At 37.8% G+C, this 23,486-nt stretch carries 17 protein-coding genes; 2 read left to right on the forward strand and 15 right to left on the reverse strand.

Annotated elements, in window-relative coordinates; translation table 11 throughout:
• Positions 1 to 107 precede the first annotated feature (107 nt).
• From BDE27_RS07205 to BDE27_RS07250, 10 genes are all read right to left on the reverse strand, one after another.
• Positions 108 to 524, reverse strand: a complete 417-nt coding sequence (locus BDE27_RS07205) for a hypothetical protein (protein WP_099132220.1) — start codon at positions 522 to 524, stop codon at positions 108 to 110.
• A 206-nt stretch (positions 525 to 730) separates the two neighbouring features.
• Positions 731 to 1,165, reverse strand: coding sequence for a hypothetical protein (locus BDE27_RS07210; protein ID WP_099132221.1), 435 nt, complete (start codon positions 1,163 to 1,165; stop codon positions 731 to 733).
• A gap of 13 nt (positions 1,166 to 1,178) precedes the next feature.
• Positions 1,179 to 3,038 carry a hypothetical protein gene (locus BDE27_RS07215; RefSeq protein WP_099132222.1) on the reverse strand — a complete coding sequence of 620 codons (1,860 nt, stop codon included), beginning with the start codon at positions 3,036 to 3,038 and terminating at the stop codon, positions 1,179 to 1,181.
• Positions 3,039 to 3,102: 64 nt separating this feature from the next.
• Positions 3,103 to 4,746 (reverse strand): hypothetical protein, encoded by a 1,644-nt coding sequence (locus BDE27_RS07220; protein ID WP_099132223.1) that lies wholly within the window; start codon positions 4,744 to 4,746, stop codon positions 3,103 to 3,105.
• Positions 4,747 to 4,843: 97 nt separating this feature from the next.
• On the reverse strand, positions 4,844 to 6,598 hold the full coding sequence (locus BDE27_RS07225) for a hypothetical protein (RefSeq protein WP_099132224.1): 1,755 nt from the start codon (positions 6,596 to 6,598) through the stop codon (positions 4,844 to 4,846).
• A 380-nt stretch (positions 6,599 to 6,978) separates the two neighbouring features.
• Entirely contained in the window at positions 6,979 to 8,736 is a 1,758-nt protein-coding gene (locus tag BDE27_RS07230) for a hypothetical protein (protein WP_099132225.1), read from the reverse strand.
• 294 nt (positions 8,737 to 9,030) lie between these two features.
• Entirely contained in the window at positions 9,031 to 13,551 is a 4,521-nt protein-coding gene (locus BDE27_RS07235; RefSeq protein ID WP_099132226.1) for an inverse autotransporter beta domain-containing protein, read from the reverse strand.
• Positions 13,552 to 13,693: 142 nt separating this feature from the next.
• Positions 13,694 to 14,014 (reverse strand): YdbL family probable chaperone protein, encoded by a 321-nt coding sequence (locus BDE27_RS07240; protein ID WP_099132227.1) that lies wholly within the window; start codon positions 14,012 to 14,014, stop codon positions 13,694 to 13,696.
• Between the two features lie 10 nt (positions 14,015 to 14,024).
• The gene (locus tag BDE27_RS07245; RefSeq protein ID WP_099132317.1) at positions 14,025 to 14,210 is read right to left on the reverse strand and encodes a YnbE family lipoprotein; all 186 of its coding nucleotides are present in this window, start codon (positions 14,208 to 14,210) and stop codon (positions 14,025 to 14,027) included.
• A 35-nt stretch (positions 14,211 to 14,245) separates the two neighbouring features.
• Complete coding sequence (locus BDE27_RS07250) at positions 14,246 to 16,870, reverse strand: YdbH family protein (RefSeq protein WP_099132228.1); 2,625 nt, start codon at positions 16,868 to 16,870, stop codon at positions 14,246 to 14,248.
• A gap of 228 nt (positions 16,871 to 17,098) precedes the next feature.
• Here BDE27_RS07250 and BDE27_RS07255 point away from each other — a divergent pair, with 228 nt between their 5' ends.
• Positions 17,099 to 18,094, forward strand: a complete 996-nt coding sequence (locus tag BDE27_RS07255) for a 2-hydroxyacid dehydrogenase (protein WP_099132229.1) — start codon at positions 17,099 to 17,101, stop codon at positions 18,092 to 18,094.
• A gap of 142 nt (positions 18,095 to 18,236) precedes the next feature.
• Here the strand turns inward: BDE27_RS07255 and BDE27_RS07260 are convergent, their stop codons facing one another.
• The 5 genes from BDE27_RS07260 to BDE27_RS07280 form a co-directional block, all read right to left on the reverse strand.
• Positions 18,237 to 19,556, reverse strand: coding sequence for a phosphatidylinositol-specific phospholipase C (locus BDE27_RS07260; RefSeq protein WP_099132230.1), 1,320 nt, complete (start codon positions 19,554 to 19,556; stop codon positions 18,237 to 18,239).
• A gap of 511 nt (positions 19,557 to 20,067) precedes the next feature.
• Complete coding sequence (locus tag BDE27_RS07265; RefSeq protein WP_208638583.1) at positions 20,068 to 20,505, reverse strand: YcgN family cysteine cluster protein; 438 nt, start codon at positions 20,503 to 20,505, stop codon at positions 20,068 to 20,070.
• Between the two features lie 18 nt (positions 20,506 to 20,523).
• Entirely contained in the window at positions 20,524 to 21,180 is a 657-nt protein-coding gene (locus BDE27_RS07270) for a fumarylacetoacetate hydrolase family protein (protein WP_099132232.1), read from the reverse strand.
• A gap of 37 nt (positions 21,181 to 21,217) precedes the next feature.
• Positions 21,218 to 22,303 (reverse strand): lytic murein transglycosylase, encoded by a 1,086-nt coding sequence (locus BDE27_RS07275; RefSeq protein ID WP_099132233.1) that lies wholly within the window; start codon positions 22,301 to 22,303, stop codon positions 21,218 to 21,220.
• A gap of 46 nt (positions 22,304 to 22,349) precedes the next feature.
• On the reverse strand, positions 22,350 to 22,631 hold the full coding sequence (locus BDE27_RS07280; protein ID WP_099132234.1) for a YcgL domain-containing protein: 282 nt from the start codon (positions 22,629 to 22,631) through the stop codon (positions 22,350 to 22,352).
• Positions 22,632 to 22,790: 159 nt separating this feature from the next.
• Here BDE27_RS07280 and minC point away from each other — a divergent pair, with 159 nt between their 5' ends.
• Positions 22,791 to 23,474, forward strand: a complete 684-nt coding sequence (gene minC / locus BDE27_RS07285; protein WP_099132235.1) for a septum site-determining protein MinC — start codon at positions 22,791 to 22,793, stop codon at positions 23,472 to 23,474.
• Positions 23,475 to 23,486 lie beyond the last annotated feature (12 nt).

Below are 23,486 nucleotides of genomic sequence, written 5' to 3' on the forward strand. Positions count from 1 at the left end.
AATGTCACGTAATTAAGATCAGATAGCGCGCCAAATGGCGCGCACAAATATATGGTCTTCAATGATTGACAGTGGTAGCAACCATGTCATAGGTATGATGCCGCATTTTACTGCTTCGTTTCCACTGAACCAGCAATATGCGCGCCTACCAGAAAGATATAAAGATTACAATATTCGAGTATGCCACCATTATCCTCAAAGGCTGCAAAATAACTCCTTCCCAAAATTTTTTCTCCCGAACTTGGCGTTATTATGCTTTCAGCCCAGGTGTTATCAAGTTGATGACTTTCCGGACTATCAATAGTACATATGAGCTTCCCATCTGACCCAGTGTATAGAAATGAATTAGAATATCGGATGGCAGGATCATCTCCATCATTCGGTTTTTTCCAGGTGTCGTAACTATGTCCAGTGCCACTCTCTTGTAGTGTCACGATATAAGTATATCCAGCTATCGTCTGAAAGAAATACGAAACATACCAACCATTTTTTATATCCGGAAAATAAAGTGTTTTCGTTGCCATTACTAATATCTCCTTAATATTGTTTCATGGTATATCTTATGCGTCTGACAAGATTATTGGCTGTAACCTTTATAGTGCCCAACGGGAACATTTTAATCGGATAAGTAGTGACCGGTAACGGCCCCTACTCTCCTAAGAACCGTATATGCGAGTTTCTCCATTCGGTTCAAACCTTTCTAGGTAGTCTCTGATTGCAAAATGGATATTTATTCGTTGGGGTCGTCGTGGTAGTGAGACCACCCGACCAGACAGATAAATAAGTTATTGTATTCGATTCTGTAGTCGATGCCATTATGCTTAATGCCGTTATCCTCAAAGGCAGCACAATAGGTTCTTCCCAGAGTTGGGTTCCCCGAACTTGGCGTTATAATACTTTCAGCCCAGGTATTATCAAGACGACTGCTTTCAGGGCAATCAACATTACATATAAGTTTTCCGTCTGCTCCTGTGTACCAAAATGAATGGGTATTGCTATAGGGAGAATCATCTCCATCGTTTTGTTTTTTCCAAGTGCCATAAATATTTCTAGTGACACTATCTTGTATTGTCACGGTATAATCATACCCTGCTAATGTTTGTAAGAAATACGAAACATACCAACCATTTTTTATATCTGGAAAAGAAAGTATTTTCGTTGCCATTGCCAATATCTCCTTAATATTGTCCCATAGTATGTTTTATGTTGCCGCCAAAATTATTGGCTGTAACCGTTATAATGCCATACCCTCCCTTCTGTCCTTGCAGGTTTATTTTAAATTGTCCATATTCATTTGTAGTCATTGATTGTATCGTATCGGAATTTGAAGCAATTTCAGGCACATTACTCATATTTATAGCTTGTTCTATTTTATAAGAGATAGGTATATTTTTAATTAGTTTAGACGTCTGTCTATCGTTAATCTGAATTGTAAGTATTTCGTATCCATCACCAATTGGCTGATATCCAGTTATTATTAACTCTACTTCATCGAGTGGGACGGTATTGATTTTCCCTTTCCATATTTGGCTGATTACTTTAACATTATCTATATCCACGGCATAAGAAAAATAAATTTCCCCTTGATCATTAATATCAAATTCATCATGATATGCAAGATATAATTGTGGTATACCAATGATGACATGATTAGTAACGCCATCATCACCAACTGTCGCTGGCATTATTTCCGGCTCGAAAGATTTATCTAATTTTTTGAGTTTTGAATGAATGTGCAAATTCAAAATCACTTTGCTACCTAAAGGTATTCTAGTTTTATCGTTAAGATCACTCGTTCCTATAACCTTAACAAACAAACCCTCATGATTGGCATTGTCTTTATAATGAGAAATAGTCTTATAATTTATAATATCATTTTCCGTGATTAAATTATCTTCCCCCACACCTAAACTAGAATAAATTTGACACTTTTCATAAACATTATCCGCTGGAGGAATATATTTTGTATATGTAAATTCGAGAGAGTCTGAAACCAATCTATCCGCACTTTCTTTAATAACACTATAGTAAAAATTAACATTTTCTTTATTTTCGCTAAAAACACTATAAGGTAACGTTATAAAAGGCATTCCAAGATGATCTGGATTTAACAAACGGTGAGGATTATCAATCATTTTCCCATTAATAAAGAAAAATATTGTATCACCCCCCTCGGCATTATCATAAGGTGGTATGTTAACAGAGAAGCCAAAAGAGCTACCATCGTTATGTAAAACGTTATTATTGACTTCAACAATAATCGGAGCTGATAATGAATCCATTGAATTGACATTCTTTTGATCACTATTCAGAATGTATAGCGTTTTATCGGCTGAAATTTCGCCTGTCGCACCAAATATCTGTGAATAAAGCGTCAGAACAACAGAACTTTCCTGTTTAGCATAAATATAAAAATTTAATTTACCATGAGGATCTGTGTTAATAATGAAACCTCTTTTACTGCCAATCTTCCTGATAGGGATTTTAGTGTGTTTATCATCCTGATAAAAATCCACTTTATCAAAACTTCTGTCAGGCGTATCAAGTATATTCACAGGTGTACCGGATAATTTGGTTGTGTTATCCTTGTTTGTGATTGCGGTTTTTACTGTACCCACTTTCACAAAATATCGTCCACCTGGTGGGTCATTAATTTCAGTTGGCATATCTAAATAATCAGCACCGACAGCCAATTGTACTGACGTGATATCAACCGTTTTAGCATAATAAAAGACACTGGTTTTTTCAAACCCGGTTGCGGCTGAATTTGGTTGAATATCTAATTGAATTTTACTGTTTTCAACGACATAATTATCAACGCGTAATTCAACAGAAATCGTTCCTTTTTTATCATTCTCAGACAGTACGATTGGAGGAATATTCCTATGTAACCCTATACCGCCATAAGGTATCAGTTCAACACTTGCATCACTCGAAATAGGTGAGTCAGACGTTAAAATGATATCAAGAATAAATGATTCCCCTATAACTAAATCTGAACCCGATTCTACAGAAGTCGTAATTTTATTAGATGCCATTATTTTTCACTCCATAAAATTTCATAATAATTAATATATAAAAGATTAAATAAATCCACTTCTATTAGTCACCAACAGTTTCTATTTTACTATAAAAATAATGACTATATTGCCTCACACCTTCATTCTCAATGTAATATTCAAAATAAATCATTGGCATACCATAATTTGAACTACTCGCAAAGTTAGCCAATAAATCGTATTTAATCCCAATGACATTTGTAAATGTTTTACCGCTATTATGGTCAGGAACATCATTAGTAGCAATGGAGAAGGACTTACTGATCTGTTTATATTGATCATCATTGCTCAAATCATCACTTAAATCACCATTAATATACATTGTGAAATGAATAGTATCGCCAAATTTCGGCTTGCTTTTATCCGTAAAGTCATTTGTTCCTATTATTTTTATAAATAATCCATAACCTTCATTCCCATCTTCCTGATAGCCAGATATTGAGGAACTATTAATAATGGAGCCACACTCCAGTATAAAACGATCATCATTTTTATTTAAGGGTGGCTGGCTATTAGGATCTGCCCAACTAGCATAAACAACAGGTATATCAAAAACCCGCTCAATGTTGTTTGATGGTTTATTCTCTCTACCACCTATGTAAGTAATCGGTAATTTTTTTGAATATTGATTATTCCCGTCTATTGGTGCGATTACATAATGAAGATGTACCATCTTATTTCTGGGAAACAAATCATAATACAGTTTAAAACTGTGATCAGGGGCATCTGAGTGCACTATCATTTTAATGGGTAAGACAGGTTTGTCATCGATAAAAAAGATAACACTATCGTCATTATGCGAATTAGTATAAGGATTAACGGTTACATCAAACGTATAATCTGAGCCAGATGCTTGCAATTTATCATGATTGAGATTGTTTATTATCGGAACGGGAAGCAATTCACGTGGATCGACAGGCTTGGGGGTCAGCATATAGACAGCAGGTGTTGAATAATAGAGTTCAAGTCCAGGCAATTCAATTTCTAATCGCAGTGTAACGGGTTGATTCTTTTTTGGATAAACGCGGAAAATGACTTTACCGTGGAGATTACTATTGATAGGAATAACAACTTGTTCATATTCCTCAATGGGATAAAGAGTCACAGGATTGGATTGCCCATCATCCGGATCCGTAGTAATTATCACCTTATCATTTAGGTTATCTTTAATAACTGAGGAAATCTGAATCGGTGTATTTCTCAGCTCCTTACCACTGCTATTTTGCAATTTCGCAGTATAAAGAATAAAGTTCTTATTTTGATTATCAATGTAAGTTTCTATGTTTGGTATTTCACAAATATATTTGTCAATCGATAATCTAAATGAATCGGCATCAATCAAATTTGCAGTATAATGTACTTCGTTCGTATACATATTAGGTATATCTAATTTATACGCAATAGTGTCTCCGGATTTTAAAATACTGTCATCATCAATAGTTAAATAAGCAATTGATCGCATGACATTTTTTATGCCAGCAACAGGAGTGGCTTTACTCAAACTGTCTACAGTTACTCCGTTAATACTCTCTAAATTAACATCTAATTCCGAAGGTAATGTCCCATTGAACATCAGAGTAATATAAAGATAAAAACTTTGTCCAATAATTACATCTGCATGATGAGGCACGGACAGAACGACTGACGATGGGACAGTATTTTGTAATATGTTTTTTTTATCAATCATAATAAATCCCTTTTTAATTTTTTGTAAAAAATTTAATTTCATGTTGTTTAAAAAACATGAAATTATTTATAATAGTTTGCTGTAATAATATAAAAAGTTAATCATCATCCAATCCTGGAAGTGAGGTATCCGTCATTCCTCTCCAATAATGACTAAACGTTGCCTTGTTATTTTTATCCATCGTATAATACTCAAAATAAACGAATGCGGGTGAGCCGTCACTATAAGAGCTTATTCCATTATATAACGGGTGCTTAATTGGAATTACTGTCGAGCATAATGTTTTATTACCTGCCGGAACAGTATCTGGAGTCGATAAAAGTGTTGTGTCAGGTAACTTGTGAAAAAAATTCTTATTACCCGATCTGACGTACATATTTACATGTACAGTATCTCCTATTTTTGGCCGTGTATCATCTGTTGGATCGTTTGTTGCGGTTATTTTTACATAGGCATCATACCCGCCATTGTTGATATAATTTGACAATTCCACTCTGGTAGTATAACTATTCTCCCAAAACAGCGCATTTACCTCATCGGGCTGACTCAGTGTTTTATCTCCTTGGTAATTTGCAACACTAGAATAAACCTGAACTTTATTATAGGTCCTTTCTATTCCATCTGACGGTATAAGGTCTGCTCTACCACCTGAAACTTTAAACATCTCTCCCATTGAGTAACGAGTATTTCCTTTTTTAGCGATAACATAAAAAAGCCCTTCCCATTCATCAGGTTTAAAGCTGGCAAAAGGAATGGGAAAAGAATATTTAGCCTCGTTAGCATCCTGCATATTATAAATGGGTAATATTAAACTATTAATATCAGGAATCTTATCTTTTTCTTTTGTGAAAAATAAAATATGATCATCTTGGCTAGGGTTATCATAAGGTTGAATAGTAACTTCAAAAGTAGGATCTTCTGGCCCACCATTTATTACACTGTCATCAGCATCAGGCATCAGCAATGGTTCTAGGAGATCTGTGTCAAACAACGGCCTAGGATTAATAAAGCATACATTTTCTGCCATATGCGTATACCTTTCCTGACCAAAAATCACACACCCCAAGGAAAGCAAGGTCGGCTTATAATTAGCCTTACTATTGGCATCCTTTGGTTTATTATTTGGATAGACACGGAATTTTATTGTTCCATCATGACTATCACTCGTCAGTCTAATAAATGTTTTACCATTCTCAATGGTAGGGGAGTAAATTGTTGGTTGCACTCCTGATTTTGGGTTAGAAGTAATAATAACATTATTACTGAAATCGTCCCCATGTGTAGATGTAATATGAACCAACGCACTTGTTATTGGTGTTTTTATTCCAGGGATTCCTGTATCTTCTAATAATTGAGTTTTGTAAATAACATATCTATCCTTTGAATCCTGTTGTGTTGGTGCAGAATATTTTTTAGGAATAACACAGACTGGTTTGTCAGGCAGTAACTGCAAAGTATAGGGAAGTATTTTTTTTACATTGTAACTGAAGTCTTTGTTGTAAAAATTATGACTACCATTATATAGAACTATAGTAAAAGATACTTTACCATTTTTTATGGTGTTAGCATCATAATCGTCAATTACTATACTATATAATCCGGAATTAATACTATTTTCATGACCAGATGTTACAATCCTAGACGTCGGTGGAGCTATTGTTATACCACTATCGACTTTTGCAGTGATACTAATATAATACCCTGCTGGCAAATTACCAGTATTAACCGTTAATATCACGTTAAGGTAAAATTGCTGGCCATAAATTAAAGTGGTATCAGGTGTTACTGATAATTTCGCGTCTATTGATGGAGTACCACTGCCATATAAATGACTTTTTTTTGCTTCTGACATAGTTCACCTCATAGTATTAATGTATAAATATCATCTATGAACTCTATATATCAAGAAAAATTGCAAATTAAATATATGATAAAAAACAACCATATAAAATAGATTTACCAACAACCACATCTACTTCATTTTAATTTTTTAACCAACATTCCATCGACATATGTATATATTCATAACCTTTCAAATCTTAGCCTTATTGTCCATGTGAAAAAGGAATTCATTCCCTTGCTAGCACATAGCCTCTTGATACCCACTAGATATAAGACAATGTTTCTTTTACTTATGTTATTTTTAATAAAAATATATTATGAATTAAGTGCAGAATGTTGGTTTTAATGTTATAAAAATATAAAACCATTTACTTTAAAAACATAAAAAAACTAATCATCATCTAAGCCAGGCAGTGAGGTGTCCGTCATTCCACGCCAATAATGACTGAATGTTGCCTTGTTATTTTTATCCATCGTATAATACTCAAAATAAACGAATGCGGGTGAACCGTCATTATAAGATCTTATTCCATAATATAACGGGTGATTAATTGGAATCACTGTAGAACATAATGTTTTATTACCTGCCGGAACAGTATCTGGAATCGATAAAAGTGTTGTGTCAGGTAACTTGTGAAAAGAATTCTTATTACCCGACTTGACGTACATATTTACATATACAGTATCCCCAACTTTTGGCCGTTTTTTATCCGTTGGATCGTTAGTTGCAGTTATTTTCACATAGGCATCATACCCGCCATTGTTAATATAATTTGACAATTCTATTCTGGTGGTATAACTATTCTCCCAGAATAATGTGTTCTCTTCTCCTGCTTGATCTAATTGTGGGTCACCTTTATAATCGGCAAGACTGGAATAAACCTGAACTTTATTATAGATTCTTTCTACTCCATCAGACGGTACAAAATCTGCCTCTTCACCTGAATATTTAATCTGCTGTCCACTTGAATAACGCGTATTTCCTGTATTCGTAATGACATAAAAAATCTCCGTCCACTCATCAGGTTTAAAGCTGGCAAAAGGAATAGGAAAAGAATAATTAGCTTTGTCACCTTCCTGCATACTGTAAATGGGTAATATTAAGCTATTAATATCAGGGATATGTTCTTTTTCTCTGGTGAAAAATAAAATTTTATCATCCAGGCTAGGGTTATCATAAGGTTGAATCATAACTTCAAAAGTAATATCATCTGATGATCTACGATTTATTACACCACCATTGGCGCTGGGGATCATTAATAGATCTAAATCATCGAAGTTAAAAATCGGTCTTGGATTAATAAAACACACACTCTCTGCCATATGCGTATACCTTTCCTGCCCCGAAATCACACATCCCAAGGAAAGCAAGGTCGGCTTATAATTAACCTTACTATTAACATCTTTGGGTTTATTATTTGGATAAACACGGAATTTTATTGTTCCATCATGATTATCACTCGTCAATCTAATAAATGTTTTACCATTCTCAATGGTAGGAGAGTAAATTGTTGGTTGCACTCCTGATTTTGGGTCAGATGTAATAATAATATTATTACTAAAATCATCCCCATGTGTAGATGTAATATGAACCAGCGCATTTGTTATTGGTGTTTTTATTCCTGGGCTTCCTGTATCTTCTAATAATTGAGTTTTGTAAATAACATACCTATCCTTTGGATCTTGCTGTGTTGGTGCAGAATATTTTTTAGGAATAACGCAGACTGGTTTGTCAGGCAGTAACTGCAAAGTATAGGGAAGTATTTTTTTTACGTTATAGCTATAATCTTTGTTGTAAATAATATTATTACCATTACCTAGAGTTATAGTAAAAGATACTTTACCATTTTTTATGGTGTTATCATCATAACCATCAATTACTATACTATATAGTCCGGAATTTATACTATTTTCATGACCAGATGTTACAACCCTAGACGTCGGTGGAGCTATTGTTATACCACTATCGACTTTTGCGGTGACATTAATACAATACCCTGCTGGCAAATTACCAGTACTGGCTGTTAATGTCACATCAAGGTAAATTTGCTGGCCATAAATTAAAGTGGTATCAGGTGTTACTGATAATTTCGCGTCTATTGTGGGAGTACCACTACCCTTTAAGTTACTTTTTTTTGCTTCTGACATAATACACCTCACTGTGTGAATATATAAATATTATCTATGAACTCTACTATATTAAGCTAAATTTCAAGTTAAATGTATAATGAAAAATAGTTATCAGGTGATAATTAAAAGTTATCACCTGAGTTTATTTTCACCATATAGTATTTTGGAGAATGGCTTCTGATATAACTTATTTAATAATATTAATGAAATCATGCCGAAGAATAGATAATCCATTAATTAATATAAGTGCAGTATAGATAAAGTCACATGGCTTGATGTGAAATATTGCTCTTTGTTAAATTATACTCTTGGTTAATTGTAATACAGCGCACATAAAACATATGCATCTATTGATTGATTCGGGTCATCATTTGGTATTTCCTTACCAGTAACTGTGTCATATGCCAAATAAATCCCGCTACCTTGACGAGATTTTAGCATTTTAATATAAGGCGTTTTATCTATATTAATAAAACCTTCCAAAATACCAAATTTATAGGCGTCCGGAAATTCATCAGATAGTGTTGTTCCTGTTCCTGTTGAAATCAGTTCTGAATAAAGAGGTGATTGGTTATGTTGACCATTATTATTTATTTCCTGTTCACAATTGTTATCATCATCTAATGGGTAAGAAATGGGGTTACTATTCGATATAGATACAAGCATCATTTTTGGAAAAAATGCATAAGTGTATTGACGCTTTGTTCCATTTCTTTTCGTAATATCAAGAATAACTTTCCCGCGACCTAGACTGTCAAATGTAACTAATCCGGTTTGCTCGTCTACACTTATTGCAGGCCACCCCCCCCCATCCTGCTGTAGACTATAGCCAGCAGCATCCCCAGGCTCAACGAGTTCCTCACCTTTAACTGATTTTAATTCAGCCACCAATTGCCTAAAGATATTATATGGCCTTTCCTGTTCAGTAAAAAGTTTGCTAACAGATTTATCCACTGTCTTTGTTTTAGTATCATATTTATAGACCTTTAGCGCTGCTAACTCTGGCACAACCTTAAAACTCACTTTGTTATTAGCAGACTGAGATAACTTACTCCCATTTGCTCCAACCATATTTAACATTACTTCTACATCATCAACCCCCACGTTGCTTTTCAATGTTGCATATAGATAGCCGTTCTCATCTGTTTTGCCTTCTTTATCCCACTCCAACGGAGGTACTTCTGCATTGGTAACATCTGTATGATCCCGAACCCACGTTATATGACTAAATGGGTAATTAAGAATTGGTTTTTTACTACCTTTTTCAACGATCAGTGCCCTGTATTGATATACTGATTTTCCATCACCAGATAATGGTTTATTGGGATCAAATCCTTCTTTTTGCCCTGCCCGATTAACACCCCATATTTCAACGTAACTGATTTCAAGCTCTATTTTAAAATTTACAGGATCGGCACATTTCGGAAGTTCAGAGGCAGGTGCGCCAACAATCGTCAGGCAGACAACAGCATCAGCTACAACGGGCTGATCCTTTTGGCTTGTTAATTTCGCCGTCAATATCCCACCATTGTTTGGTGTAATATTGACTTCACCTTGCGGTGAAAGAGAAAGCCCTTTTCCTGTTGAGGATTTAAGCATCCATTCAAATTTACCCTTATATTTGTCAATATCATCAACCTCAGTACCTGATATTGTTGCTGCAAAATCATATTCCCCACCTGGAAGAATGGTTCCGTTTGGTTGTTTTATCTCTATCTTCTGAATTGTCGGCCTTTTGAATTCCACATCCACAGACTTTGTGGTTTCAACGCCTTCGGCAGAAGTTTCTACCGTCACTGTTTGAGCCTGAATACTGGTCAATGTTATGCTGGCATTACCACTACCATCAGTTGTACTGGTTGTTGAAGTAAATGTTACCGCTGTCTGGTCAGGCGCCTTTATAGCCCAATTAACTTTCTTATTGGTCTCCGGATTGTTACCCGTAGCATCCTTAACATTCACTGTCAGAGTATAATTGTTACCCACTAATATTGGGCTTGATGGTGTCACTATTATTGACATCTGTTCCGATTTGAAATCGACCGCCCGCTTTGCCTGAATCGGTTTTTGGTTGCCAACCGTGAGTGAAACGATAACTCCCTTGAGTACCTTAGTACTGGTTAAGTGTGCCGTTAATTGTCCTTTATCATTTGTTGTCATATCTGATTGATCTAGCTTGAGTCCATCAGTGTTGGCTGGATAATCTATCTTCCAGATTGCATTAGGAATGCTTTTCTTGAAAACGGGGCTTCCATCAATACCTACGATAGTAGCCGTATAGGTATATTTTTGGTGATCATCTGCCGTTAAAATTTTTGATGGATTGACCTGAATATCCCCGTTAATCCGGTAATCTTTGGTATCTTCAGTAAAGGTTACAGGGCGTTGGGCGGGAACAGGGTTGAGATCTTCAATGGAGAGTAAAACCAGCACATTTTGTATTGCCTTAGTACTGCTCAATTTTGCAGTTAATTCTCCGTTTTCATTCGTTGTATCCTCCTTATCTTTAAAAATTAGATGGTTATTATGGTTTTCACTCTGACCATTTTGCGTAATGCTCCACTTCACATTGGCAATTTTCTGATTCCTTACAGGGTTCTCTTGGCGATCAACAATAACAGCCTTATAGGTATAATATTGCTGGCCATCTGCACTCAAAGAGTTTGTCGGTTCAACACTCACGATACTATGGTGAATATGATATTTCGATGTATCAGTAGTAAAAGAGACGGCCTGTTCTGCTGGCACAGGTTTATGGCTGCCAATGGTGAGTGAAACCATGATATCCTCTATTGCCACTATACTAGCCAGAGTTGTGGTTAATTTTCCTTCCTCATCCGTTTTGACTTCACCATTTAATGGGTTCCAAATAAGCCCATTCTGGTTCTTGTCCTTACTCCAGTTCACATTCGCGATTTTCTGGTTTCTCACCGGATTGTTATCACCATCTAACACCACAGCACTGTAGGTGTAAGCCTGGGAACCATTAGCTATCAGTGACGGTACTGATGGTAAAACCTCAACTTTATCGACGTGGAAACTAGCCGGATTTTCATCAAAACTGACCTCACCCACTAATTGTGGAGGCTGGCTGTCCAGTTGCAGGTACACTTTGACGTCTTTATGTGGCTGGGAGCTAACTAAGACAGGTTTACGTTTGAAATACCCATTTTCATCAAGTGTCACAGAGTCTGATGTTTCCCAATCAATAAATTGCACTCCAGTATCCGAGCCGATTTTAGGCTCGGTTATCCACTGAACTTGATTAATGGTAGCATTTTTTATCGGTGCACCATTGACCGTATCAAAGGTAATCACAGGGTTAAACGTATAGCCATCCTTTTTATCCCCCGTTGCCGGCAATGGCCCCGCTGGGGTAAAGTAAGCTCCTTCCTGTTTTTTCAGCATAAAGGGCCTGACGATTACGCGCATTGCAACAGGCGCTGATTTTTGGCCATCTTCCAATTCAGCCAAGGCGTAAATGGGATAATTGTTATTTTGGCTATCGCCGGATAAATAGGTTGGCAGGGTGACTTTGATTGTGTGACCAACGCGAGAAGAGAGTTTTCCACCATGCTGTTCAAAATCTTTGTTCGTTGTCCAATGAATCTGCTTAACAAAGGCATTAGAGGATAATTTGACGGTAATATCGAGCTGCTCCTGACTGTATCCGATGATCGTTTCCGGTAACGACAATTGCGCAATCGGCTTTTTCTGGTGCTCAAGCACAATATGATTATTTCTTTCTACCAGGTCATAACGGCTGCCTGCTAATGTTCTTGCCACAGCCACATTTTCCGACGATAACTGCATGCTCAGGGGGACACCCAGTTTATAGTTAAAATTCGCCAAAAACTGCGTTTCGCTATGCCTACTTCCTCCTTGTTTATAATCCACACCCAGAGTAAATAACGGGACTGGAGTATAAGTCAGCCCTAATTTAACCAGGTTGGGTTTTTTTTGTTTCGTGTCACGATTAAATAAGGTCACCTTATCGCCAAAATATTGCTCATAGGTTAGTTTGGCGCCCAGATTAGGGTAAGCGGGTAAAAAAAACTCCCCATTAATGTCATAACCGTTGGCAGGGCGCTCATAATAACCGACAAAATTCCGTGAATTTTGCCAATTACTTAAACGATAATAGGTATTAGCGGAAAGTTTAATGTAATCTCCCCATATTTCTCCACCCAGTCCAAGGCGCTGATTTTTGCCTGTCAGATCGTAGTCATAAAAGGTATTCAGTCCATACATCCAGTTCTGGTAAAAATAACGTCCACCTAATCCCAGGTTAATCGTATCTCGATTGTCTTTATTACGGTAGCCCAATTGGGAAAAGGACAACCAATCCACTTTATTGTCATAAAGCGGCAGTAACAGATCGAATGAGTTGTTTTTTAGCGTTCCCTTTCTATCCAGTCCAAAACTAATTCTGGCAGTACCAAACTGTGATAACCATTTTTGTGCTCCGGAAGATACTGTGCTGTTAAATTTATTCAACGCATAGGATTTGGCCTGTTCAGCTAGCTCCGAAGGCGAAGAAGATAGAATGTTACCTGCGATTTGGATACTTTGGTTAATGGAATTTAAGTTATTATTTATGGAAGCATCATTATTTTTATTTAAGTTATCTTCTCTCTTATTATTTGAATTCAATAATTTTTTACTTGATTTTTTAATTCTAAAATCCGTGTTGTTTTTTTGTTCTGTATTTTGTAAGTATTTCTCTTCCGTTTTTATATTGTGATCAGAACCGGCACTCATCGATGACAATGATAGTAATGAAAAACACATAAAAACAAAGAAACGGATAATGTTGACTATATATGGTAACATATGCTGTTCCTAAGATATTATTCTCTTTCATTTGAAAAGCACAATAAATGTCAACTAATTATATAGCACATAAACTTAGGATTTTAACAGCTGATTGATAAAAAATTTTAATGTTAGAATCAAGCCAAGCCAGTCATTACCCCTATTTCTGCACCCAATTACCATTAATACCAAACACATATTCTCCTGAAGCTGCACGATTTACCAATTTTTCTCCCGCTATTTTGGCAACTTGATCTGTCGTCATATTATTTTGAGCCGCGATTTCAGCATACTTCTTTTGCCGTTCACTGTTAATTCTTTTCACCACTGATTGGGCATCTTGGGTATTTTTTATCGGTTCCAGATAGCCACTAAAAGTCTCTCCCACCAGCCCCTGCTGTTTTGCTTCATTCAACGTCATACCCATAGCAAAAGAACTGAATAACAGGCTTAACAGAAGTATCATTCTTACTTTTTTCATATCGTAGCCTTTAGAATAAATTAGAATTGTTTTTGAGCATATCTTCAATTTGCCTGTCGACCTTAATATGAATTTCATGCTCAATTTTGACATTCATATTGATGTTGATGGGCTTATCCGGTGTCGCCACTTCCAGTCTGACACAACCCACTAATGCCATACTGAATAAGGCTATACTGACCAACATTACACCCATTCTGACCGTTGGCAACTTGAATTCAACGTTCGTTATCATTTATCACCCCCACCCATTACAGATATATTTTTCTGCAACCATTCTTCTAAGTTACTGCCAAAACGCAGGCTACGCCATAATTGAAAAATATTCTCCTCGTGATGATAGTTAAGCCTGACTTCACGTTTTCTATCCACCACGGGATTTACTCCACTAATCTCTGAATGCAATCTCAAGATCCCCAAATTATCGAGCGTAACATAAGCTTTTGAATGGTCGATTTCTAAATAACGCAACCAATCCATTGCCATACCTGCTGATAAGTCATTTTTTCCTATAGAATCAACCGTATCTTTATCTAACCTTAATGTCAGATAACCCTCATTGGATACCCAGCCCCGTTGAATAATCCAACGTTTATTATTTAATAATACAGGCAATTCACCGCTAATTTTTCCTGACATCGCCATTTGTTTGACTTTCAATACGCCAAACAATTTACTCAAATTCAGCTTGTTAAACCGTAATACCGCAGCGTCTTTTTGGGGGATCTGTAATTGGTCCATGGCCAATTTACCATCCAGCATATCCACATTCACATTGCTCAACGTCAATGGCTGTTCGTCCGTTGCTGGATAGTAACCCAGCAGATCGGCTGTTACATTTTGCATATCAAACAGCCCTTTAATTGCCTTGATTCGCAACTGGACGGGAGATCCCAGCCCTAACTGCCACGTACGTTCCTGTAAACGCCATGGCAAAACAAAATTCAGGCCACTAACTTCCCCATTTTTCAGCCACATGCCCGCATTTTTGACCACCCAATGACCGCCCGCAAGTAATCCCTGTCCCTTTGCTGCGGAAAAAGCAGCCTGGGCATAAATGGTTCCACCAAGCACGGTAATACCCAAATCTGACGGAATTAAAGGTTGAAAAGCTAATAAAGATTGCCTGGGCCAGCGAGCTTCGCCCCTCAATCGCTCTCCATCCCAACGACCATAAAAGGGAATGGGGCCAATACCATTAGAGTACAGTTTACCATTTAACATAAAGTCATCAGGGGATTTTCCTGCAAGCGTGGCTTTAAAATCAAAAGCAGGCAAAAAAACACCAGAACGAAATTCTGTTTTCTGGGCAGACAATTGTAAATCTCCCGTTAAGTTAGGGCGATCTGCAGCCCTCTCCCAAATTAACGAATTTGTCAGTTTTAAGCGCGGCGCCTGCATCTTCACAAGACCATATTGGATAAGATCAAAGCCGGTATTTAATGTATCTACGGTTATCTTTGATTGATTCCAACTTCCCCTGCCCGCGATATCCCATTTGGCTTGTAACGGTGGTAAATGCCCATTCCCCCAATAACGCCAATTCCAATTTCCATGATCGGGTATAAAATCCTTTGCAGAACCCTCCAGATGTAGCTTAAATCTCCCCCAATAACGGTCTTGTGCCGTCACAATGGCTTGAAGACGACCAGTAAGGCCATTACGAGTCAAATAAGTACCCGCCAAAGGTAATCTGGCTTCCTTGACCGTCAATGTTTCACTGACCTTTCCCCATGCCCGAAACAGGGCACCTGGACGAAAAATAATTTTAGGATTAACCAATGGCCCTGTAATAACGGCAGGCAATGACATCGTCATAACCATCCTGCCGCTATTCATTTGCCCGGTAAACTGAAACGGAATATGAGCATTGGTTATATTGATTGGGGTTGGTTTCACGGAAAGAACAACATTGCCTTTACCCTGCTCATTTTGGGTAACCATATTTATCCACCCACTGACAAACATGCCTGACAGGCCTTTTTTCCATTGTTCAAACGTAATATTCACCCTTCCAGACAACGCTTGATTATTCTCCAACCATTGCCATTTCCCATTAACAATCTGGAACTGCGATTCGTCGAATGACCAGGGTAATTTTGCTAATACCTGCTGATTTTTTTCTTTAATAACGGTGAACAACCCGCGCTGCTCCTGCCAATTCAATGCCAGTTGCAACGGTTCAGGATATTGGCTCAGAGATAAGTGCGCTATGATTTGGCCTTGTTCTGGGAGCGTTGCAGTATTCAAGGGTAATGCGATATTTCCATTCAAGGAAATCACCTGTTCAGGCAACTTCACAATAAAACGCTGAACAATGAGTTCCTGTTTATCCGCAATATGCGCATTGAGTTTTAATTTTTCACCTTGATAAGAGAAAATTTTCCTCTGAGATGAGGAAATAAATTGAAATTTACCCGCAAACTCTGGCCAAGGCATAAGAGCCAGCCGATCAACGGTAAGATTAACCGAAGGTATTGTGGATAATATTTCTTGCACAGATCGTGGGGCTGTTTGCCCTTCTGCTACAGGTAATTGCACCAGGCATTGGCTCTGGCTGTCAATATTGGCGGCATGAATATTCCAGCGGCGATTTTCACTATTTTCCCCGGATAAATATTCCATAGATAGCCCAGAGATTTTGATCCATTCACACTCTTTTACCTGCAATGACAGTTCATCTAACCACAATCCACTGTTTTCCCATCGAGGTTGGCTCAAAGAAAAAGTGACGCCCTGTGGTAACCAATAACTGGCAATCAATGGTAACCAACGTGGAAGTGTATACCATCCCATCGACACCAGTAACGCCAGCAGTATTACCATCACTGCAAACACTTTGAGTATTTTTACCATTAAACCCTTATCTCTTCTTATCACCCTGAGAACAACTTCCTGTTATGATAATCTCATATCAGGCTCTAAGCCGATTATTATACAAGCTATCCCTATGAATAGCTTATCCGGCGATTTATTCGAGTATAGCGAAAGATAACGCTTAGAACCTTCAGGAGACGTCATTATTGCAGGCAGTTTTTGCAGGCTCGAATGATTCTATAGTTACTGTATAGTGGAGATGTTGTTATGAAACTGGTTGTTTACAGTACAAAGCAGTATGACCGTAAGCATTTTGAAATGCTCAACCAAAAACTTGGCTTTGATTATCATATCGAGTTTTTTGATTTTCCTTTGAGTCTACAAACTGCCAAAAATGCCGTTGGAGCAGATGCCATATGTATTTTTGTCAATGATGATGGTGGACGGGAAGTACTACAAGAACTGGCCGAGATGAACATCAAAATCCTGGCACTACGCTGTGCTGGATTTAACAATGTCGATCTGGATGCTGCGAAGGAATTAGGTATCCAGATTGTTAGAGTGCCGGCTTATTCTCCTGAATCCGTTGCTGAACATACTGTTGGATTGATGTTATGTCTTAACCGACGTATCCACCGTGCCTACCAGCGCACCCGCGATGCCAATTTTTCCCTTGAAGGATTAACCGGTTTTAACATGTATAAACGCACTGCGGGCATTATCGGAACAGGAAAAATCGGTCTTGCTACTTTGCGGATTTTGAAAGGCTTTGGTATGCGTTTACTAGCACATGATCCTTACCCAAATTCTGAAGCCTTGAATATGGGTGTGGAATATGTGGATTTGGATACTTTATATGCTGAATCGGATGTGATCTCCCTGCATTGCCCCATGACACCGGAAAACCACCATTTATTGGATGAAACAGCGTTCAACAAAATGAAAGATGGCGTGATGATTGTCAATACCAGCCGAGGTGCCTTAATTGATTCTGTGGCTGCTATTAATGCACTGAAACAACAAAAAATTGGCGCACTGGGTATGGATGTTTATGAAAATGAAAGAGATTTATTCTTTGAAGATAAATCAAATGACGTTATTCAAGACGATATCTTCCGCCGCTTATCTTCTTGCCATAATGTGCTATTCACCGGCCATCAGGCATTCTTAACCGAAGAAGCCTTAACCAGTATCAGTGAAATAACTTTGCAAAATATTCAGCAATTAGTTTCTGGAAAGGTTTGTCCAAATCTTGTTGAATAATTTTCAATAATCACTAACAACCGCTTCTACGGTTATGATTACTCAATATTAACTGGGTAATCCTTTTAACCAAAATACAACGCTACAAATCTCACGAACAGAAAACACAATGTATCCTGTTCGTGAGTCTTTTATGATAAAACTAATTGCCTGCTTTGTTTTCAAAAGTCATTTGCCACTCATCCTGTGCCACTGGATCACCCGGAGCCCAACACGGGACAAGTTTTCTGTTCTCTGTATATGAAAGACTGCTTTCATAGAGATAACATTCATAATATTCATTATAAATGTTACCATCTTTTATAGTCCAGACGCTTTCTCTCGTTGGCACACCATTAATCCAGGTAAACACAGTTCTTCTGTTATCCTCAATAAAAATACTGGCGTACAAAAACTCTTTATAATAGGTGTTGAATATATAATACTGATCATTGTCTTCATCGTAAGGAATTAACATCCAAAAACCGTTAATTACCTTATCTCCCGGAGCCCAATCAAAAACCTGTCTCCTGTCCTCTGCTGAGTCCATATATAAAGAAGCATAAAAATAATGCCTCCCATAATATTCGTTAAAAATAGAATATATCGACAAATTATATAGGTCTGTATTTTCATTCCTCTTTATTATCTCGGCAACCATTGCATTAGTATAAAAGTCCATTACAATGATCCCAATGTGTGGTGCCTCATTTTTTGAATTATCTACCCAATCACAACCCATCCCCCCTTTAAATTCATTGATCAGACTGCGTAGAATACTTATGGCATACGGCTCTGGATCCGAAATGAATGATGGTCCTGATGCACTATTACAGTGATTTAAATATATTTCAGATGTATCATTATTTCGATTTGATTTCGTTGACTCATTTACAAAGTTAACTATTTCTGATTTTTTAAGTTCTACATCAGCATAAATATCCTGAACCTTTATAGAACTATAGGGAATTCCTGGCAATGTAAGTACATCTGAAAGAATAACAATCTTTCCCCTTACTTCACCAAGTGTTGGAATAGCAGACTCCAGATACATGCTGCTATGATAGCCTGAATAATGTGTATTAAATATTTTTAAAAATTCACTATCAAGAACAGATGAGTTTTCTTGTTTTATTCTCATAACAATGGTTTCAGAACTATTATCCGCCAAAAAGGCAGTGCATTCATTTAAAACATCACCAAAGTTTATATTGAGATAAAACTTATCAAGATGGATGGTGAATACGTCATTAATTGCACAACATCTAATATCCAGATAACGGATACCATCTGCCAGTTGTTTTGTTATTGTGCAATCCGAATTTTGTGTAGCAAACGTTCTATCAATAAGAGATATTTGCCCCGACGCTCCTTTTCTGGTACAACTGGCGTGAGTTCCCGGAATAGATATGCACGCTAAACTTTTACCGTCATCGACGCAACTCATCCAGTTGTTAGTATTGCTTAATAACGAATATCTCATACTTACCTCCCCAAAAAATAATACTGAGATACCTTTTAATCAAAGAATCTAAGTTCTACTCAGCAGGCTGATGCTATTTCCCTATTATCGAGAAAGCTTAGAGAAATAGGTGATTAAGGAAAAAAATAAAGAATGGCTATTTCGTCCAGATAATCGGATATCATATCTGATTTCGCCATCCTTAAAGGCAAGATGATAGTTAGTATTAAATAGCTTATCTACTCCTGTTCATTCTTAACCTGGTTCATCTCTTCCTCGGACAATAATCGTTATATAGTCATTGTTCATGTTAATAAAAGTTTTCTGACCCAGAATGCTTACCAGAAAAATAAATAATGAACATGTGTAATTATAATAAAAGCAACTTTAATAAGTGTGCTCAATTTCACAAAACTGCACAATTTTTCTTGATATTATAACGCCTTGCATTTAATAAGGTTTTCCCACATATGCCATGCCCCAAACATCCAATGCATGATATAAAATCCCTTTTATATCAAACAAAAGATAATTACATGGGTTTATTAAGGATATGCTCTTCCCAATCCACCACATCCACTTCACGCACAGCGATATGCCTGACAGAAATACGCTCTGCATGCATCGCCGATTTTGAACCACTGACCAGAGGGTGCCACGGAAGGAGTTTCCCCCCTTGGCCAATCAGACGATAAGCACACGTTTTTGGCAGCCATTCAAAGGTATTCATATTTTCACGGGTCAATTTGATACAGTCAGGCTCGTATCTGAAACGATCTTCATAATTCTTGCACTGGCAGGTTTTAATATTCAGTTGATTACAGGCAACATTGGTGAAATAAATTTCATCCGTATCCTCATCCATCAACTTATGCAGGCAGCACTGACCGCAGCCATCACATAGTGCTTCCCACTCTTGGTCTGTCATTTGTTCTAAGGTTTTCACCTGCCAGAAAGGTTGGGACATAATTTCTGTCATTCCTCGTGGTTAAATCACTCTGGTTGTCAAAACGTGCTCATTGAGAGAAACGTCTAAAATATCACCAGATTGCAATGGCCCTACGCCTTCAGGCGTTCCCGTCAAGATAATATCGCCTGGACGTAAGGTAAAAAAACGCGACATGTAGCTAATCAACGGGATGATAGGCATTCGCATGTCACTCGTATTGCCGTTTTGGCGCAATTCGCCATTTACTGTCAAAGAAAGTTCGGCATTTTGTGGATCACCAAAAGCATTGACAGGAATAAATCCCGATATCGGGCATGACCTATCAAATGCCTTACTTTTTTCCCACGGTTGCCCCGATTGTTTAAATTCACGTTGCAAATCACGTAATGTCAAATCCAGCGCAACGGCGAAGCCTGCAATCGCCTGACTAACTCGCTCTTCATTGGTATTCTTAAGTGTCGAACCAATTAAAACAGCCAATTCTATTTCATGGTGCACAGCACCTAATTCCTGTGGAATGAAAACAGGTTGACGCAGATCACACAGTGCTGTTTCAGGCTTGATGAATATCACCGGCTCTTCAGTGGATTGGGAGCCCATCTCTTTCATATGTTTGTCGTAATTACTGCCGACACAAACAACCTTATTAGCAGGAAAATCCAACAATACACCCTGCCAATCCTGATGCTGGTACATAACATTGTTCCTTTATCTTGTTTTCAGGATCTGGTTTTCAGCGAGTAAGAAAATGAGTACGTTGCATAATACCGTCCGCCATCATACCAACACTGAGAGCAAAATAGTAAGAACGATTCCAATGCATGATAGTGCGGAAATTTTGTGTCACCCAAAATGCCCGTTGAACCGAATCATCAGGGATGACTATCCAGCCTTTGGTATCTGCAGACAGGTTAGCAAAATGTGGAGATGAAATCCCCAATGTCTGCCATTGGGCAATGGTTTTTCCCTGTTCGGGCTTAATGCCTTCTAAGGCGATATCAAAGCCTGTAGGCAATGAAATAGCATATCCCCAAGGTAAGCCCTGCTTCCATCCTTCCTTATGTAAGTAATTGGCAGTCGAGGCAAAGATATCTGCTTTATTGTGCCAAATATCAATTTGGCCATCACCATCGCCATCAGCGCCATACGTTAAGTAAGAGGTTGGCATAAATTGATTTTGTCCCATTGCTCCCGCCCAAGAGCCTTTTAACGTCTGATTTTCATCAATATATTGATATTCAATTATTTCTAACGCTGCCAGTAATTGTTTTATAAAAAACACTTCTCGGCGCCCCTCAAAGGCCAGCGTGGATAACGCCGAAATGACATCTTCATTTCCTTGAAATTTGCCAAAACCGCTTTCTAATCCCCACAAAGCAACGATATAGGCTTTGGGTACACCGTATTTGCGGCTGATCCTTGCTAACTGGGGTTTATTATCTTCATATGCCTTAATGCCTTGTTCAATTTTCCAGGCTGGCAAGACGCGGTTCAGGTAATCATCCAGAGTCACTTTTTTTTCTGGCTGGTTACGATCAGCTTTAATAACTCGCGGAATAAAATGGATATTTGCAAATGCCCGATCCAATGCTTTTTCACTGATCCCCTGCTCTCTGGCTTGCTGTTTCAGCAAAGCCACATAGGCGGGAAACTGTGAGGGTTCACGGGAACTCAATGGAAAATCTTGCTCCAGTGCCCTGGCTTCAGCTTGGGAGCGAGGAGTCAACACAGATGGATTGTACAATTGCTTACTACTTGATGTACTGCACCCTGCTAACAGAGTTGCTGTCAATAAAGTTAGCCCAGTGATTAATTTCATAAATCGGCTCCTCCTCAATTCAGGATCAGGCAGTTGCCAGCGATTTTTATTGTATAAGTGGCTTGTTTGATACCAAATGTCCACTGAGCAAACTTTCCACTGGCGGTGGTACTTGCAGGTAAAAACCTTGTTCACTCAACGCGGTTTTTACTTTTTCAATATCAGCATTAGCCAGTTTTTTTCTTTCAGATAACGAGATCATCATTGAATATTGAGGTTCACCAAATGCTTTTAACAGATCTTCAGGAACGCGCGAAAAATCACCTCTTCTTTCAATATACAGATATGTCTGGTCACGTTTTGGGCTTCTGTAGATTACACAAATCATTGTTATAAACTCTTTTAAATTAACTCGGTGACTTGCTTGAATAATTCACTAACTATAACATGCTTATTATATTTAAGAATATCGTCTCCCAGAGGCTATTTTAGGAAAATGTTTGTTAAACTACCTTGGGAAACTTAACCTTACTGAGTCAGAATATCGATGTCACAGTCGCCAATTGAGCTAAAAGGCAGTAATTTTACGCTTTCGGTCGTTCATTTATATGATGACCAGCCGGAAGTTATTCATAAAGCTATGCAGGAAAAAATGGAGCAGGCACCCGAATTCCTAAAAAATGCGCCCGTTGTCATCAATATATCTGCTCTCCCTGTTGATGCAGATCTCCTCGCACTCCACCAAGCCATTGAGTCAGTTGGGTTGCGCATCGTTGGCATCAGTGGTTGTCAAAACGAAAAGCAACGAGAAACTGCTCTAAAATGTGAACTTCCTTTATTGAAAGAAGGTAAAAGTCAGAAAGTTCTTACTCAAGAAAATAAACCGGCTGAACCTCTTTTCAAAAAAACTCGTATAATTAATACACCTGTTCGTTCAGGACAAAGAATTTATGCACCAAACAGTGATCTTATTGTGACAAATAATGTGAGCGCTGGTGCAGAATTAATCGCTGATGGAAATATTCATATATATGGTGTGCTGCGGGGACGAGTATTGGCAGGCGCATCTGGTGATCAAGAAAGCCAGATTTTCTGCACCCATTTAAACGCTGAGCTCACCTCTATTGCAGGTCAATATTGGCTCAGCGAGAAAATTCCAGAAAATTTTGTTGGCAAGGCAGCAAAATTACGTCTGGTAAACAATGAATTAACTATTGAAACTTTAGTCTAGCCCTTATAACAA

The organism is Xenorhabdus ehlersii, assembly GCF_003610465.1.
In the GTDB taxonomy this organism is placed as follows: Bacteria; Pseudomonadota; Gammaproteobacteria; order Enterobacterales; family Enterobacteriaceae; genus Xenorhabdus; species Xenorhabdus ehlersii.

What these genes read in the sequence shown, in the direction of transcription:
- BDE27_RS07240 (WP_099132227.1), bottom strand. Translation starts at nt 14,014, where the DNA reads ATGAAAAAAGTAAGAATGATACTTCTGTTAAGCCTGTTATTCAGTTCT.
- BDE27_RS07260 (WP_099132230.1), bottom strand. Translation starts at nt 19,556, where the DNA reads ATGAGATATTCGTTATTAAGCAATACTAACAACTGGATGAGTTGCGTC.
- BDE27_RS07220 (WP_099132223.1), bottom strand. Translation starts at nt 4,746, where the DNA reads ATGATTGATAAAAAAAACATATTACAAAATACTGTCCCATCGTCAGTC.
- BDE27_RS07250 (WP_099132228.1), bottom strand. Translation starts at nt 16,870, where the DNA reads ATGGTAAAAATACTCAAAGTGTTTGCAGTGATGGTAATACTGCTGGCG.
- BDE27_RS07235 (WP_099132226.1), bottom strand. Translation starts at nt 13,551, where the DNA reads ATGTTACCATATATAGTCAACATTATCCGTTTCTTTGTTTTTATGTGT.
- BDE27_RS07270 (WP_099132232.1), bottom strand. Translation starts at nt 21,180, where the DNA reads ATGTACCAGCATCAGGATTGGCAGGGTGTATTGTTGGATTTTCCTGCT.
- BDE27_RS07280 (WP_099132234.1), bottom strand. Translation starts at nt 22,631, where the DNA reads ATGATTTGTGTAATCTACAGAAGCCCAAAACGTGACCAGACATATCTG.
- BDE27_RS07210 (WP_099132221.1), bottom strand. Translation starts at nt 1,165, where the DNA reads ATGGCAACGAAAATACTTTCTTTTCCAGATATAAAAAATGGTTGGTAT.
- BDE27_RS07245 (WP_099132317.1), bottom strand. Translation starts at nt 14,210, where the DNA reads ATGGGTGTAATGTTGGTCAGTATAGCCTTATTCAGTATGGCATTAGTG.
- BDE27_RS07225 (WP_099132224.1), bottom strand. Translation starts at nt 6,598, where the DNA reads ATGTCAGAAGCAAAAAAAAGTCATTTATATGGCAGTGGTACTCCATCA.
- BDE27_RS07255 (WP_099132229.1), top strand. Translation starts at nt 17,099, where the DNA reads ATGAAACTGGTTGTTTACAGTACAAAGCAGTATGACCGTAAGCATTTT.
- BDE27_RS07215 (WP_099132222.1), bottom strand. Translation starts at nt 3,038, where the DNA reads ATGGCATCTAATAAAATTACGACTTCTGTAGAATCGGGTTCAGATTTA.
- BDE27_RS07205 (WP_099132220.1), bottom strand. Translation starts at nt 524, where the DNA reads ATGGCAACGAAAACACTTTATTTTCCGGATATAAAAAATGGTTGGTAT.
- BDE27_RS07275 (WP_099132233.1), bottom strand. Translation starts at nt 22,303, where the DNA reads ATGAAATTAATCACTGGGCTAACTTTATTGACAGCAACTCTGTTAGCA.
- BDE27_RS07230 (WP_099132225.1), bottom strand. Translation starts at nt 8,736, where the DNA reads ATGTCAGAAGCAAAAAAAAGTAACTTAAAGGGTAGTGGTACTCCCACA.
- minC (WP_099132235.1), top strand. Translation starts at nt 22,791, where the DNA reads ATGTCACAGTCGCCAATTGAGCTAAAAGGCAGTAATTTTACGCTTTCG.